Source organism: Pirellulales bacterium, assembly GCA_036490175.1.
Lineage (GTDB): Bacteria > Planctomycetota > Planctomycetia > Pirellulales > JACPPG01 > JACPPG01.
The window spans coordinates 1-14,249 of sequence record DASXEJ010000211.1 but is presented as its reverse complement, the minus strand read 5'-3'; the positions used below and the strand labels follow the sequence as shown (position 1 = coordinate 14,249).

General features: G+C 58.5%; 12 protein-coding genes and 2 tRNA genes. 4 read left to right on the top strand and 10 right to left on the bottom strand.

Going from position 1 to position 14,249, the window contains the following annotated elements; all coding sequences use genetic code 11:
* Positions 1 to 501 precede the first annotated feature (501 nt).
* Entirely contained in the window at positions 502 to 3,045 is a 2,544-nt protein-coding gene (locus tag VGG64_15125; protein HEY1600934.1) for an ATP-binding protein, read from the top strand.
* A gap of 152 nt (positions 3,046 to 3,197) precedes the next feature.
* On the top strand, positions 3,198 to 4,526 hold the full coding sequence (locus VGG64_15120; protein ID HEY1600933.1) for a neutral/alkaline non-lysosomal ceramidase N-terminal domain-containing protein: 1,329 nt from the start codon (positions 3,198 to 3,200) through the stop codon (positions 4,524 to 4,526).
* A gap of 162 nt (positions 4,527 to 4,688) precedes the next feature.
* On the opposite strand, the gene VGG64_15115 is transcribed toward VGG64_15120, so the two are convergent.
* Positions 4,689 to 6,560 carry a sulfatase-like hydrolase/transferase gene (locus VGG64_15115; protein HEY1600932.1) on the bottom strand — a complete coding sequence of 624 codons (1,872 nt, stop codon included), beginning with the start codon at positions 6,558 to 6,560 and terminating at the stop codon, positions 4,689 to 4,691.
* Positions 6,561 to 6,781: 221 nt separating this feature from the next.
* Between VGG64_15115 and VGG64_15110 the strand changes: the two genes are divergently transcribed.
* Both VGG64_15110 and VGG64_15105 read left to right on the top strand, forming a co-directional pair.
* On the top strand, positions 6,782 to 7,258 hold the full coding sequence (locus tag VGG64_15110) for a nuclear transport factor 2 family protein (protein HEY1600931.1): 477 nt from the start codon (positions 6,782 to 6,784) through the stop codon (positions 7,256 to 7,258).
* Positions 7,259 to 7,546: 288 nt separating this feature from the next.
* The gene (locus tag VGG64_15105; GenBank protein HEY1600930.1) at positions 7,547 to 8,182 is read left to right on the top strand and encodes an MOSC domain-containing protein; all 636 of its coding nucleotides are present in this window, start codon (positions 7,547 to 7,549) and stop codon (positions 8,180 to 8,182) included.
* A 597-nt stretch (positions 8,183 to 8,779) separates the two neighbouring features.
* On the opposite strand, the gene VGG64_15100 is transcribed toward VGG64_15105, so the two are convergent.
* The 9 genes from VGG64_15100 to VGG64_15060 form a co-directional block, all read right to left on the bottom strand.
* A tRNA-Ile gene (locus tag VGG64_15100) sits at positions 8,780 to 8,852 on the bottom strand.
* A 616-nt stretch (positions 8,853 to 9,468) separates the two neighbouring features.
* Positions 9,469 to 9,846 (bottom strand): PilZ domain-containing protein, encoded by a 378-nt coding sequence (locus tag VGG64_15095; GenBank protein HEY1600929.1) that lies wholly within the window; start codon positions 9,844 to 9,846, stop codon positions 9,469 to 9,471.
* Positions 9,847 to 9,905: 59 nt separating this feature from the next.
* Complete coding sequence (locus VGG64_15090) at positions 9,906 to 10,298, bottom strand: PilZ domain-containing protein (protein HEY1600928.1); 393 nt, start codon at positions 10,296 to 10,298, stop codon at positions 9,906 to 9,908.
* 34 nt (positions 10,299 to 10,332) lie between these two features.
* The gene (locus VGG64_15085) at positions 10,333 to 10,497 is read right to left on the bottom strand and encodes a Flp family type IVb pilin (GenBank protein ID HEY1600927.1); all 165 of its coding nucleotides are present in this window, start codon (positions 10,495 to 10,497) and stop codon (positions 10,333 to 10,335) included.
* 235 nt (positions 10,498 to 10,732) lie between these two features.
* Positions 10,733 to 11,134, bottom strand: a complete 402-nt coding sequence (locus VGG64_15080; GenBank protein ID HEY1600926.1) for a hypothetical protein — start codon at positions 11,132 to 11,134, stop codon at positions 10,733 to 10,735.
* 35 nt (positions 11,135 to 11,169) lie between these two features.
* A tRNA-OTHER gene (locus VGG64_15075) sits at positions 11,170 to 11,232 on the bottom strand.
* A 345-nt stretch (positions 11,233 to 11,577) separates the two neighbouring features.
* Positions 11,578 to 11,745 carry a hypothetical protein gene (locus VGG64_15070; protein ID HEY1600925.1) on the bottom strand — a complete coding sequence of 56 codons (168 nt, stop codon included), beginning with the start codon at positions 11,743 to 11,745 and terminating at the stop codon, positions 11,578 to 11,580.
* Between the two features lie 296 nt (positions 11,746 to 12,041).
* Entirely contained in the window at positions 12,042 to 12,800 is a 759-nt protein-coding gene (locus tag VGG64_15065) for a class I SAM-dependent methyltransferase (GenBank protein HEY1600924.1), read from the bottom strand.
* Between the two features lie 1,195 nt (positions 12,801 to 13,995).
* On the bottom strand, positions 13,996 to 14,249 hold a 254-nt coding region (locus VGG64_15060), incomplete at its 5' end, for a hypothetical protein (GenBank protein HEY1600923.1).

Genomic DNA, 14,249 nt, shown 5'->3' with positions numbered 1-14,249 from the left:
AAAGTCTATGGCCAGCAGGCCCCCGTCCCCTACAAAGTCAGCACCGGCACGGCGGGCGATTGGCCCTTCGAGATCGTCTTTCTATTAAACGGACCCACGTAAGAAACGACGAATGGACCTGTGCCGGACAGGCAATGGTCGACCGACGTGGCCCCGGTCTTTTCCCGGGAGTCTGGTGTGGCATTCATTGCCGCGCGCAGCGACGTACTGGTGCCCGAAACGCGCGGAACGACGAGTCCGTATTCCGCGCGAGCTGTCTGGTCTGACACACGCGAGGGTCAGAATCGAGCCAACGATCCTCCACACCCGGACGTCGTCGGTGCATGGGCACGGCGATCGCTTGCTCTGGAAAAGATTCGAACGCGCCGCCAACTTGGTTCTCAGCGTGCCGGATCACTCCGGCGACTGGAATGAGGTTTCCGTCGTTCTCCATCGTCACTCCCCGCATGATAGGATGCGCAAGTCCGCGGCGATTTTCGCACCGCATAGGCGCAAGTAACTATGTATGAATTCTTGTCGCAGTTATTAAGTACCACTGGCTTTCCGCCACGCTGGCATTGCGGAAATTGGACCGATTTCCACGGCTGGCTGTATATCGTGTCCGATCTCGGCGTGTGGTCAGCTTACACGGCCATTCCCGCGGTGCTGATTTATTTTGTGTGGCGGAAGTCCTCGGTCCCTTTCAAAGGGATCTTCTGGCTGTTTGGCGCGTTCATTCTCGCTTGCGGACTGACGCACTTGCTGGACGCGGCGATGTTCTGGTGGCCTGCGTATCGGCTGTTGGGGCTCGTAGAGTTCCTGACGGCCATCATCTCCTGGTCGACCGTGGTGGCTCTCGTGCCGATCGTGCCGCGTGCCTTGTCGATGCGCAGCCCTGAAGAACTCGAACGCGAGGTAGAGGCCCGCCGTAGTGCCGAGCGCGAATTGCAGCGTGTCAACCAAGAACTCGAACGCCGCATTCTAGAGCGAACGGCGGAGTTGGTTGCGTCCAACGCCAGCCTGCACCAGGAGCGGGAGCGATTCGAGATCACATTGAGCAGCATTGGCGACGCGGTGATCGCCACCGACGTTGCAGGGCGAGTCACCTTCGTCAACCGAGTGGCACAGGATCTGACCGGCTGGAAAGGCCGCGAGGCCGTCGGAAAACCACTTGAACAAGTGTTCGACATTGTCAACGAAAACACCAGGCGGACCGTCGAAAACCCTGCGCAGCGTGCCTTGCGAGAAGGGGCGATCATCGGCCTGGCAAATCATACGCTGCTTATTTCCCGAACGGGTGTAGAACGCCCCATCGACGACAGTGCCGCCCCGATCAGAGATCAATTCGGCCATGTTGTGGGAGCAGTTTTGGTATTCCGGGATGTGTACGAACGACGACAGGCCGACAATACAAATCGATTGTTGGCCGATGTCAGCGAAGTCGTGGTTGGCTCGCGGCACTATCAGAGCGTTTTACGACAGGTCGCCGAGGTTACGGTGCCGGCGCTAGGTGATATGTGCTTCTTTGACGTCCTTACGCCGGAGGATGAAATCGAACGGGTGAGTTGGAAGCATGTCGATTCGGCCCTGTCGCATTGGGGCGAACAGGTCCGACAATTTGTTCCTCACAGCAGCGCCACAAAACATCCGATTCGCACCGTATTGCAAACGGGCGAGCCGCTGCTGGTTAGCGCAGTCACTGAGGAATGGCTGCAAGCGATCGCGGCCAGCCCAGCGCACTTGGAGTTCTTGCGCGGACTGGGCCTGAGCTCGCTGATGATGGTTCCCATGCAGATCGGCCAACGGCGGCTGGGAGTGATGACATTTGCCCACAGCACATCGCGCCGTCGTTATACGGCGGAAGCCCTGCGCCTGGGCGTCGAGATTGCACGCCGCACCAGCTTTACGATCGAGAATTCCAAGCTGTTGAACCAGCTGCGTGATGCGGACCAAAAGAAGAATGAATTCTTGGCGTTGTTGGCCCACGAACTGCGCAATCCTCTGGCGCCGATGCGAAATGCTGCGGAGTTCTTGAAGCTGGCAGGGCCGCCGGATCCGCAACTGCAAGCCGCCCGCGAAATGATCGAACGACAGCTGGCTCAAATGGTTCGGCTAGTTGACGATTTGCTCGACATCAGCCGCATCACTTCCGGCAAATTCGAGTTGCGGCGCGACCAACTAGACGTTGCACAGGTGCTCGAGCTAGCGCTGGAAACAAGTCGTCCCAGCATTGAGGCGGCCCATCACGTGCTGCACATCGAGTTGACTTCCGAACCGCTGCGCGTGGTGGGAGACATCACGCGACTGGCTCAAGTGATTTCGAATCTGCTGAACAACGCGGCAAAATACACCCCCGAAGGGAATGGCCATATTTGGCTGTCTGTCGCCAAAGAGAACGAACAGGCGGTCATTCGCGTGCGAGATAATGGCATCGGCATCGCTGCCGACATGCTACCGCAGGTTTTCGAAATGTTCACACAGGTCGATCGCAGCATCGGGCGGTCGCATGGGGGGCTCGGCATCGGCTTGACTCTAGTGCGTCGTCTGATCGAAATGCACGAAGGCTCTGTAGAAGCTCGCAGCGACGGTCTCGGCAAGGGGTCCGAGTTTGTCGTGCGATTGCCCTTGCAGCCAGTCCCCTCCGCGGTCCGATCTGCGGCGGTGGCAGCCGGCGAACAAACAACTCCCGCGACGTCGCATCGAATTCTGGTTGTCGACGACAATCATGACTCAGCAGACAGCCTGGGGATACTGCTGCGCGTGATGGGAAATCAGGTGTGGTGCGCCTATGATGGGCCCAGCGCATTACAAACGGCGCAGGAAATTCGGCCCGCCGTGGTTCTCTTGGATATCGGATTGCCAGGCATGGACGGGTATGAGGTCGCGCGCCGCTTGCGCCAGATTCCCAACATGCGGGATGCCCTCATCGTGGCCCAGACGGGCTGGGGACACGACGAGGATCGCCAGCGCACGCAGGCGGCCGGCTTCGATCTGCACCTGGTCAAACCGATTCAACCTGCGGCGCTGGTATCGTTGTTAGCGAGCTTGCCGGCCAGGAAGAACTAATCCAGCAAGTTCAAAATCGCACTCGCATGGCGTCACCACTGCCTATGATCTATCACCAGGCGACGTCGATTACGCACGGCCGCCGGTCGATTCCCCGTCTCGAGCCTACTACAATGCGGCGGGGCCGATTTACACGCTGCAGGGGGTACAAGATGATGCGAACGACGGCGCGCGTTCTGGTGATGGTCTCGATAGGTTGTGCGTTGCTCGCCCCTCGCTCGGCGATGATCGCCGTCTGTCGCGCGGCTGAACTCACGGCTGGTGTGGCTCGGATCGATCTCACTCCGCCGTTGGAGCTGCAGGCACCTCTGGGCGGCTACGGCGAGCGGATGAACCGCCCGGCCGAGGGCGTACACGATCGTATCTATGCCAAGGCGCTGGTGGTCTCTGATGGCCAGAAAAAGTTCGCGATCGTGACAGTAGATATCGTCGGCTTTCCGCCCACTTTAAAGCCGGAGTTCGTTGCGCGACTGAACGAGGGTTGGTCGACGGGCCAAATCATGTTGCTGCCCAGTCACTCGCATACCAGCATCGAAATGAATGCCATCAACCCGCTCAATACTTTCCAGGTTCCACAACTTGGCATTTACAACGCGCGGGTTCACGAGTTCGTCCTGGATCGATTGTTGCAGGTGATTCGTCAGGCCGAGCGGCAACTGGTCAAAGTATCGGTGGGGACGACGACCAAATCGATCGAAGGCTGGAACCGCAACCGACGCGGCGGGAAGGTGACCGACAACGATATGACCGTCACTCGCATCGACACCGCGCAGGGGCAACCGCTGGCAGTCCTTGTCAACTTCACGGCGCATCCCACGTTCATGTCCGGCGAGGATATGCTGTTTTCGGGCGATTGGCCTGGCCATTTGCAGCGGACGATTGAGTCGCTGGTCGGCAACGGCGTCACGGCGATGTACTACAACGGTGCCGAAGGAGATCAAGCCCCAATCGGCCGCCCTGACGCCGGCGACAGCCACTGGGAAAGGGCCGAACGCTATGGTCGCGACTTGGGCATCGTCGCTTGGAAACAATGGCAATCGACAAAAGCCTCGGCCGACGTGCCGTTCGCTTATCACTCCCACTCGATTGCGCTGCCCGAGCGAACGTGGCATCCCGACTTTATGAAGACCGGCGGGGCCGAATATGGCTTGAGCGAAAAATTGTTCAAGGAGATACTGCCGGTACTATTTCCGGCGAAAGTCGACACGATTTCGCTACGGCTGGGCGATTTGTTGATCGTGGGCATACCGGGCGAGATGGCGGCCTCGTTGGGTATGAAGATCAAGAGCGAAGCTGGCCGCGCCACCGGCGCCAAGAATCCCGTTATCGGCGGGCTGGCGGACCAATGGATTAGCTACATGCTGCCTGCCGAAGAGTATCGTCGTGGCGGGTATGAATCCAGCGTCAGTTTCTATGGCGAGACGCTTGGCGACACGATCGTCAGCGGCGCCATAGCCGGCGCGAGCGAAATGACGAAGTAGGCCGCGGTCACTCAGCGGTGTCACCCCGACCAGTTAGCGTCGGCAGCGACACCGGCACGTTTGGTGGCCTGATTGCGTCGCCGAGAATTTGCCGTGCGGCCGTCGCACAATCAGGTTTGCGAGGCCGCGATATACTGTCTCCATGTGACGATTCCCGCGCTGTTACGGCAACGGCCGCAGAACGATGCGGCGCAAGTCCATCACGGCAACGCCCGGTTTCGTGCGGGGCTTCACTGCCAGCTTGTGCTTGCCGACGGGTAGCTCGATTTGACCAATTGTTCGCAGAATCATGCTTTGAAAGTGCCCCGTATCCTGCACAGTGAACGACAGCACCTGAGCCCCGGTTTCGACGGCGACTTCTGCTCCGCCGCTTCCCTTTCCGCAGCCTTGTTGAACTTCGATTTCGTACAGTCCCGGCGTAGTAATCTCAAACTCCCAATCGACCCAGTCGGCGGCGTTCGTCCAGAATCCCAGTACATTCTTATTGGGCTGCGGTTCATACCTCAGGGTTTGCCCGTGGATGCGCGCATCCTTCGCGTGCAATCGAATGTCGCCATGTGCGGGTGTGACTCTCGGCTGGCGGTTCTTTACCGCCGCATTCATCGCCTGGCGCCATTCCTGCCAGGCGGGTTCAGTTGCGGCCGCGGTCGTCGCGGCAATCAGTCGCGACGGGTCCTGTTCGCCATAAAGCCGCCGATGAAGCGCTGCGTCGAACTCGGGATTGGGCCCGGGCATTCTCGCACCAACGCTCGCTCGCCACGTGTCTAGCTTCTGGTGAAGCTCCTCGGCATGGGCGGATTCGGATTCGGCAAGGTTGGTTTCTTCCCCAGGATCGTGCGCCAGGTTGTAAAGCTCGATGCTGTGACCCTCGAACTGTTCGACGAGCTTCCAATCCCCTTCACGAATCGCGCCGGCTGGTCGGCTTCCTTGATTCGTATAATGCGGAAAGTGCCAGCAAATGACTCTGGGCGGCGGCGACTCACCGCGCAGCACTGGCATCAGGCTCGTACCGTCGAGTGGGCCCACGGTTTGCGCCGCGTTGACGCCGGCCGCTTCGAGAAGCGTGGGCACAAGATCAGTTAGTACCACCGGCGTCGCGCATTGGCTGTCCGGCGCCACCACGCCCGGCCAGCGAAGGATGAGCGGTTCGCGTAGCCCGCCTTCGTAAACGAATCCTTTTCCCGCTCGGAAAGGTCGGTTGTATGTCGCTGGAGTGCCGGGAGACTCGAGCACGTGCAATCCACCGTTGTCGCTCGTGAAGACAAAAATGGTGCGGTCGGCGAGACCAAGAGATTCGACCTTTGCCATCAATTGCCCCACGGCCTCGTCCAGCGTTTCGATCATCGCCGCGTATATCGGATGAAAGGCGCCTCGGTTCTTTTCGATCAGTTCGGGCGCCGCCGCAAGCGGAATATGGGGATTGTTGTGAGGCACGTAACAGAAAAAAGGCCGATTACGATTTTCCTCGATGAATCGTGCTGCCGCCGCGGTGATGGCGAATTCCCCTTTGCCGCCAGACGCGAGCGTAGGCTTGGTATTTGCTTGGGGCGAAACGGCCACATCGAATCCTTGCTGCTCTGGCCCGAAGCCGTCGCCCCCGAGATGCCATTTGCCAAACAGGCCGGTGGCGTAGCCGGCGTTCCGTAGCACTTCGGCCAGCGTCACTTCTTCCAGCGGCAATTGGCCTTCGATCCTGGGTTGCAGGACGGACTGAGATCGCGCATCGGCGCGACCAGGCAGAAAGTTCGTCAGGTTCAGCCGCGCAGGGCACTTGCCGGTCATGATCGCGGCCCGCGAGGGCGAGCAAATCGGTTGCGCCGTATAGGCACAGGAAAACCGCATCCCCTGTGATGCGAGGCGATCCAGATTGGGCGTGTGATGATCCTGCCGTCCGTAGCATCCCAAATCATTGATGCCAAGATCGTCGGCGAAAATGAGAACGACGTTCGGCCGCGAGTCGGCCGCGGACGGCAAGGTCAATAATGACAGTAGTACGACAGTGAGGACGAACTGATGAAGTGTTAGTCGTTCCATGCAGCAATTTCAACGAGAGGGATACAGTTCGAAATATTGTCCGGGCATCAATCGTAATCTGACGAGTCAGCCGATTCGTCGTCCGATATTGTCGCAACGACCTGGCAACACCGCGCAAAGAATGAGCGGCGTGCAGGATTTCGCAAACATGACTGCAAGGATTGTTTAGAATCGATGCCAGCTAAAGCCTTGTGTACTTGCAAGATTCAGGATACCCGCACATGCCATCTACTGAAACCAGGCCGCCGCTTCCTCCGTTCAGTCTCGAATCCGCTGCTCAAAAGGTGCGACTTGCAGAGGACGGCTGGAATTCACGCGACCCAGAAAAGGTTTCCCTGGCCTACAGTTTACAGAGTCGCTGTCGTAATCGGGCCGAGTTTGCCCTGGGCAGAACGCAGATCGTCTCCCTGCTGCAGCGAAAATGGACGCGCGAGCTCGACTACCGCCTGATCAAGGAATTGTGGGCGTTTCACGAGAACCGAATTGCCGTGCGCTTTGCATACGAATGGCACGACGATGCAGAGAACTGGTTCCGTTCGTATGGCAACGAAAACTGGGAGTTCGACGAGCACGGTCTGATGGCTGTGCGGCATGCTTCCATCAACGACCTGCCGATCAAAGCGGAAGATCGGAAGTTTCATTGGCCATTGGGCCGTCGGCCCGATGACCATCCCGGATTGAGCAGTTTTGGTTTCTGACTCTTGGAAAACTGTTGGGGTATTCAACGTGTTAGTTTCAGATACATGGCACTAAGGTCGCCGCGATGAAACTCGCGACGGCGACTCGGCGGCGCCCACGGTTAGGCGACGGTCATACGGCGCCCATGATTTATCACGACTACCTGGCGAAGGCCGTCCTCGCGAAAAATGACGCCGGTGGCTATCGGTAGATCTCTCGGCCTTGCCCCCCTCTGTAGAATTGCGGCGGCCAGTCCCGGAAAGGCCAGAAGCTGCCGTTACACGAATGCCTTTCGCAACGGAAGAACGATGCGCGTCTTGTCTGTCAATGTGGGAATGCCTCGCGAAGTTCCCTGGAATGGGGGGACGGTCCTCACAGGCATCTTTAAGGATCCTGTGGCGAGCGCCGTGCCGCTGCGCAAGTTGAATTTCGACGGCGATGGGCAGGCCGACCTGAGCGTTCACGGTGGACGCGACAAAGCGGTTTACGCCTATCCCTCCGAGCATTACGGCGATTGGCAAGCGCTGCTCGGTCGTAGCCTGCTTCCCGGTGCTTTCGGTGAGAACCTAACGACCGAGGGGCTTATCGAGGACCAGGTTCATATTGGCGACGAGTTCCGCATCGGCACCGCACGGCTTGTTGTCACTCAACCCCGCATGCCCTGTTACAAATTGGGGATTCGCTTTGGCCATCCCGGCATGGTCAAAACCTTTCTGCAGAGGGGTCGGCCGGGCATTTACTTCGCCGTCGTCGAGGAGGGCCATGTCGGCCCTGGCGATTTCATTGAACAGGTCCATGCGGATGAACGACAGATCACGGTTACCGACATGCTGCACCTGATCGTTAACCGCGAGCCCGCGCCCGCCGACCTGCGACGTTTGCTCGAGGTGCCGGCCCTGGCAGGCGTCTGGCGCGAAGAATTTCAATCGTGGCTGGCCAAGTGATCGGGACCTGGACGACTCGGCGACGTCGTGCCGATCGTGGGCATCGACGGCCGACTAGCGATTTTTGGCCGGGGACGTTGATGCCGCCTCTGCGGAAGTCGATGGCCGCGACTCTGAGGCCGCAAAGGTGTGAAAGAGCCCGACGCCACCACGACGGCGCGATCGTACGTGGTACTTTGAAGGACGGATCGAATCGCCCACACAAAAGGATATCTATATTCTATATATTGCCGCTGGTCGCTCTGCGTTGCTCGGCATTTCGAGCTCACGCTTCGATTGCGCCCGCTCATTGGTTACCCACGCGAGGCCAACCGAGGTCAATGTCATTGTGACAAGCAACGATCGCAGGCTGTAAGAAAGCCGGCGACGGCGGATGGGAGCAGCCGCGCTCATGCACGTGATTGTACAAAGCCATTGAGGCACAACGCCAACACGATGCGAGCCGCCCCGATAGCGCGCTTATCTGAACGATCGCGGCGTCCGGCCCGCTTGTGCAAGCCGACGCCCAATCGGTTGACGCGAGCCCAACCCTGCGAGACCGCGAGCACTTCCGGTGCTGCAAGGGTCCAAGTACCAGTGAATCGTCATAACAGAAAATAGGCCCGGTGTGATTCGAACACACGACCAAGGGATTATGAGTCCCCTGCTCTAACCACTGAGCTACGGGCCCGAATGCCTGTTTTACAGGATAATCATAGCATTTTCGGGGTCATTTCGCCTCTGGCTTGTCCGTGATGTAAACCACCTTACGGGCGTACAGAGAGCTAATGGCCATGACACACCCTTTCTACAAAGTCAACTACAAGGCTTGGTATTGAGAACTTGATGGCAAGCAGGTCCGCCTCGGACCGGCCGACAGCAAAACCGCGCAGCCAGCCAAGGACGATGCGTTCCGAGAATTCTACAGGCAGATGGCGGGGAAGATACCCACGACCAGGAAGAGAACGGTCAAAGAATTGGCCGAACAATTCCTGGCATGGGTCGAGACGAACCGGCCATCATCGTTCAAATGGTATCGACGGGGCATATAGCCCATCGTTGACCACATCGGCGAACTGGCAGTGGCGGACTTGAAGCCGATCAATGTCATCGGCTGTTTGACTGCCTCGAAAGCGAACGACAACACGAAGAACGGGTTTGTTTGGTGTGTCGAGAGTATTCAACTGGGCCGTCGAGCAGGGAATACTCGAAGTGAATCCGATATCCCGGAAAACGCCACCCGTGCAGCAGTTGCGTGTATGTCATCGCGGCTATCGTGGCTGGTAGGAGGCATTGCTGTACCCTGGTCAATCCAGTGCGCCATCAATCGGCAACTCCAGATCGCCCCATCCGGCTATTACCGGGCCACCGCTGATGAACCAGCCGTCTTTTAGCTCCTTCGACCAGGCGATCCGCACGCGCAAGCGAGCAGACGTTTCCGGGGTTGTAGCGACTCGAACGTCGACTTCCGACAGCTCCAATTGGCCCATGTGCAAGAGACCAAGTCCATCTAGGGACACATCACGAGTAATGGCTGGCCGCCGGCTTCCGTCGTCCATCAAAATCGTTGCCTGGCGCCGATACGAGCGCCGTTTGTGCGAGCGGCCTGCGCACTCTTCGCGTTGCCGTAGTTCGTCAAGGATTGGACGGAGTGCCGCTTGCAGCGATGGTAGATCAATGCCCATGCATCTCTCCGCTTGTGTTATCCGGCCAAGGCACGAGCGCGGCTCCTGCACATTGCGAATTAGGCAATGGCCGCAACGTTTCCTGTCACGATGGACATATGCACGATGGGAACTGCTAGAAACTCGATTCCGCTGACGTACGAGCCGTCCTCACTTTGTCGGCACCACACAAGACGTGCCGGCGCTTTCATAGCGCGGCCGTTCCCCACGTCCACGCTGATTCGTACCTTACCAGCAGGCATCTCGCGGTCATGAGCGAGCCCGAGTCCGCCCTTGGAAATGTCACGACTCAGGACGTAGAAACGATCTCCGCTTTCATGGATGAGCAGAGCGTCCCGGCGGAATCGTATACGACGCGTTGAGAGTATATGATGGACATGCTTCTCCCAAGCCCGTGCCGCTAGCCTATCGTAAGCGCTGGTAAGCCGCTGTATGGCATAGGGCCGGATCATGATCGTCGTCTCCCGGTAATGGACGCAAGTTATGCTATGAGCCGAGTTTCGCGGAAACCTTGCCAAATTGGGTGGTGGCGTTGGTGCCGATGGATTTCACAGCCGAAATGCAGACCAGCGTAGTCATCGCCAGAAGCAATGCGTACTCGACGGCAGCGGGGCCGTCCTCGGAGGAGAGGAATCGCCGGAGGGCGTCCAAGAAATGTCTGCCTCTAACTACCATCGTTTCGCATTCTCCAGGACACGAAGTTGTGGTTCTAGAAGCCTAGGTCAGATATTCGCAGAAGCAAGTTCTGGCCTGACCACCGCTTAATAAAAGGAGCCTCCCAGGCGACAATTGCCTGGACTACTCTCTCTGGCGGGGGAAGACTAAACCCGGCCATGCAATTCTAGACCGCTCTTGTTCGCTTACGTATGTCGACGTTGGCTGAACCCTACTGCCCGCTTGGCGCGTCTTGTGAATTCAACTCGGCGTTCACGGGAGCGACGTACATCCGCTGCTCGGCTTCCGGAAAAAGCGCCTGCGTTCGTTGAATGTCGGAGGGCACTAAGCCACGCGGCCACAGTATGTCGGCGACCGCCTCATCTCCGAGCCAGCGCCGCCAAAAGGGAATGCCATTGTGCGACGCGACCGCGACCGTACCTTCCCCTTGCCGCGCTGGGCGCCATTCCTCAAGGGAACGCAGTACGCCCCCCTTTGCCTTGATAAAGGCTCGCATTGATTGCCGTTCGCGGACCAGTGCAAACTGCCATACGAACAGACATACAACGATTGTCCCGCCGGCGAACAGGCCAAATTGCCACCAGCGATGATGTGCCGATGTTCTTTCCGTCATGGCCCTCTTTAGTAGCCGATGCGTGCAGTAAGGAATGAAGGCGGCAGGATTCGCACCTGCATCTTCGGTGAGCCGAGGCTCTCCTTGAGCTACGCCCCTGAGTAAGCGGCGGCCCGCGTTTAACGGGCTTTTCCCGACGTTGCAACCATCGGGCGAGGTTCGACCTCCCCGCCACTGTCCGTGCCCGACACGGACGGTGCTGTGGTAATCCTAGCATGAGTCGGCCAACGATGGCGACGCGTACAAAAATCAGGCGCTCTGGTCATTGCGCGATCATGCAGTCTTCAGAAGCGCAACAAGATAGCCGTCGCGGCTACGGAAAAGACAAAAGCTCGGGGCCACGTCGCTAGGAAACTATACCTTACGTTCGGCACCTGCTGCCTGCGGAATGGGCTAAAGATGGCTTCGAGCTGGCGAAGGCCAATGCATATCTCAACGGCGACCTACGGCCGGCCAATGCAGACCATAAGCTGCACGATGATGAAGTGCCTAACGTGACAGAATCGTACGCCCAGAACGCAGGGAAGATAGCGCGATTGGCAGTGGCGAAAGCGGGTCGACGGCTGGCCGCGAGCACGCGGGCCGACAGGATCGTCGAGATCATGGGGCATGGGAGATTTCCTTGGTTTGCCGGAGGCTTGGGAACGGCATCATATCGCGCGGGCGAGATGCACCTTGAGGCGTCACAGCGGACGTTTTGCAGAGCGCATGAAAAAGGCTGCGAGGTGGGGCAGGAACCTGACGACCTAAATGCCCGGGAATCGCATCACCGAGCACACATCACTTAGATTAGGTTGACCAACATTGTCAAACGTGTGCGCACTCGACGGCAGCAATAGCCAAATAGGCACACCGCTGCAAATACCGCAAGCACGATGGTCGAGGATTCGGAAATAGCTGTGCTGCTTCAAGCCGGCTTCTGGCAAACCATGTAGAGAACTCCACGGAACGGCTCGTGACGTGGTACGGCCGGCGGAGACGCCAGATGCCGGGCGTCAATTTGTGCCTCGGAGCCGAGAGCCTCGACCACAAATCCCGCGTCACGAAATAGCGCCACAGCCTCCTGTTCGTGATACCAGTAGACATATGGTCCGCGGTCGATCAAAGCCTTGAAGTGGGGCGCGTTGTTGAGGCGCAACCACGGTTGATGCTGATTGCTCAACTGACGGAACGTCACCGTGCGCAGCAATTGCAGCCAGGCGAGCAGCGGCCAATAGCGCCGCTTGCGGCCGCGCATGCACAACAGGCTGATCACTATGCGACCGCCCGGACGCAATACGCGAAAGGCCTCTGCAATCGCTTTCCGCCGGTCCTCTGCGGCCCCCACGACCGAAAGGAACTGTTGCAGATAGACGAGCTGATCAAAGCTGCCATCGTCATACGCCAGCGCGCGGCCGTCCTGCACACGGTAATCAATTGTGCCACTATCATCGCGCTCACGGGCCGCCTCAACGAATTCCGGCAATATATCGAAGCCGCTGAGATGCTCGAACCCGTTGGCGTGCATGGCCAGTAAGATTCGGCCTCCGCCGGAGCCGGCTTCGAGCGTTCGTTTTTTCGGATCAAGGTACTTGGCGATCAGAAACCGCTCCTCGTTGTCGAGACCCGTGCGCTGAACCCAACGGCAAAACTCCGACTTGCGATATACTTCCTTAGTGTCGAGCATCCTATGTACCTCGCGGAGAATTGGCAGTTCGTCTAAGCGGGCGCAGGGCGAGTCACGCACTCCTCTAGCTAAATACTCCTGAAACATGCAAGTCCTGACAGGGCAAAAAAAGGCCGCCACGAGCGGGGAATAGATCGTGACGGCCAAGAGCTATCAGCCCCCATCAGCTGACTGGGAACTGTAAAAACGCTTGCAATGCGAAGGCCACAGATGGTCGAATGTTGCGCGCCTTGATCGCACGGCGAGCAATGTGCGAGTGAAACAATGAGACGCGGCGTGGCGAGCCTACCTGGCCCAGGGTGACAAGGATTCGACCGTTAAGGAGCGGCCACACTCGGCTCGGGCAGTTTTCCATCGCGTCTGCCAGCTGCCTTACTTCTAGCCCGCCGCAACTCGGCTTGGTTTGGAAGGGGCGTCCGTGCTCTTGGAGCATTCATTCCAGGAACGACATGACCATAACCGGTGGGCGTGTCACTCAAGTAGCCGCTTGCCGGTATGTTTGGGCCCCAAAAGGGATCGGGTTGAGGGCTTGCGAATTCACCCGCGTTTACCGACTTCGTAATCGACTGTCCATAAACCCCACTGTTGTATCCACGGCTTCCGTATCGCTGTCCGTTGAGCTGCGGTGTAATCGGCTTGGCTCTGAACATGCCTGTTGTATAAGGAATCCATTCTTCGTCGATCCAAACGACCCACGCGTTACTCGGCAAGTAATACCAATGTCGGCCATTGTGGTATCGATACCGCCAATCATCTGCCAAGCGGCGTGCGGTGTTCCGCTCGACCTTTGGTGCATCGCCTAATCTGGACCCGGAGGGACTGAGCATCTCATCGCTAGGTTGCGCTGCCGCATCATCGGCTTGCACGAATGGAACAATCGGAGCCACCTCAGGGGCGTTTTCATACGGAGCTTGGGCTCTCACGGCTGGAATCCCGCAAAGGGCCGCGCTCAGCGCAGCCGTAGTCATTAGGGCGCGCATTGTCAGATCTCCTTGCGAGCAGTTGTTTTTCGTTTGACGTTCGTTTTCCCAGCGCGATTAGAGACGCAATAAGCATGCCACCTCTTAGGCCCGGGATCCTAGTCAGCGATTTGGGGGCCCCCTGGGTATGATTGCGCCCCATAGTGGCTGCCGTAGGATGCGCCCCCGTCAAAGCTCGCCGCAGCTCAACTGCGGCATAAGTTTCAAACTCTAAGCTAGGAATCCAGAACCCCGACCCCGTGCACTTGGGCGCCAGCCAAGAACGTTCGCGCGTTCAAGGCCCGCAAGGCGACCTTACCTCCGCCTGGCAGCGAGGCGTTCCACCAATTGTCAGTCGGCGCGCAACTCCAGCCAGTGATCGGCGGGTGAAAACCAGCCACTTTTGAGAGGAAGGTTCGTCCTACAGGTTTCCAGCGGTGTTTAGCCGCGGAAGGAGACCTGGCAATGGCGAATCTGCTCAACGTGGCGA

Excerpts from the sequence above, each read along its gene's own strand:
- VGG64_15070 (HEY1600925.1), bottom strand. The coding sequence starts at position 11,745 with ATGCCCCATGATCTCGACGATCCTGTCGGCCCGCGTGCTCGCGGCCAG.
- VGG64_15120 (HEY1600933.1), top strand. The coding sequence starts at position 3,198 with ATGATGCGAACGACGGCGCGCGTTCTGGTGATGGTCTCGATAGGTTGT.
- VGG64_15080 (HEY1600926.1), bottom strand. The coding sequence starts at position 11,134 with ATGACGGAAAGAACATCGGCACATCATCGCTGGTGGCAATTTGGCCTG.
- VGG64_15095 (HEY1600929.1), bottom strand. The coding sequence starts at position 9,846 with ATGGGCATTGATCTACCATCGCTGCAAGCGGCACTCCGTCCAATCCTT.
- VGG64_15115 (HEY1600932.1), bottom strand. The coding sequence starts at position 6,560 with ATGGAACGACTAACACTTCATCAGTTCGTCCTCACTGTCGTACTACTG.
- VGG64_15065 (HEY1600924.1), bottom strand. The coding sequence starts at position 12,800 with ATGCTCGACACTAAGGAAGTATATCGCAAGTCGGAGTTTTGCCGTTGG.
- VGG64_15090 (HEY1600928.1), bottom strand. The coding sequence starts at position 10,298 with ATGATCCGGCCCTATGCCATACAGCGGCTTACCAGCGCTTACGATAGG.
- VGG64_15110 (HEY1600931.1), top strand. The coding sequence starts at position 6,782 with ATGCCATCTACTGAAACCAGGCCGCCGCTTCCTCCGTTCAGTCTCGAA.
- VGG64_15125 (HEY1600934.1), top strand. The coding sequence starts at position 502 with ATGTATGAATTCTTGTCGCAGTTATTAAGTACCACTGGCTTTCCGCCA.
- VGG64_15105 (HEY1600930.1), top strand. The coding sequence starts at position 7,547 with ATGCGCGTCTTGTCTGTCAATGTGGGAATGCCTCGCGAAGTTCCCTGG.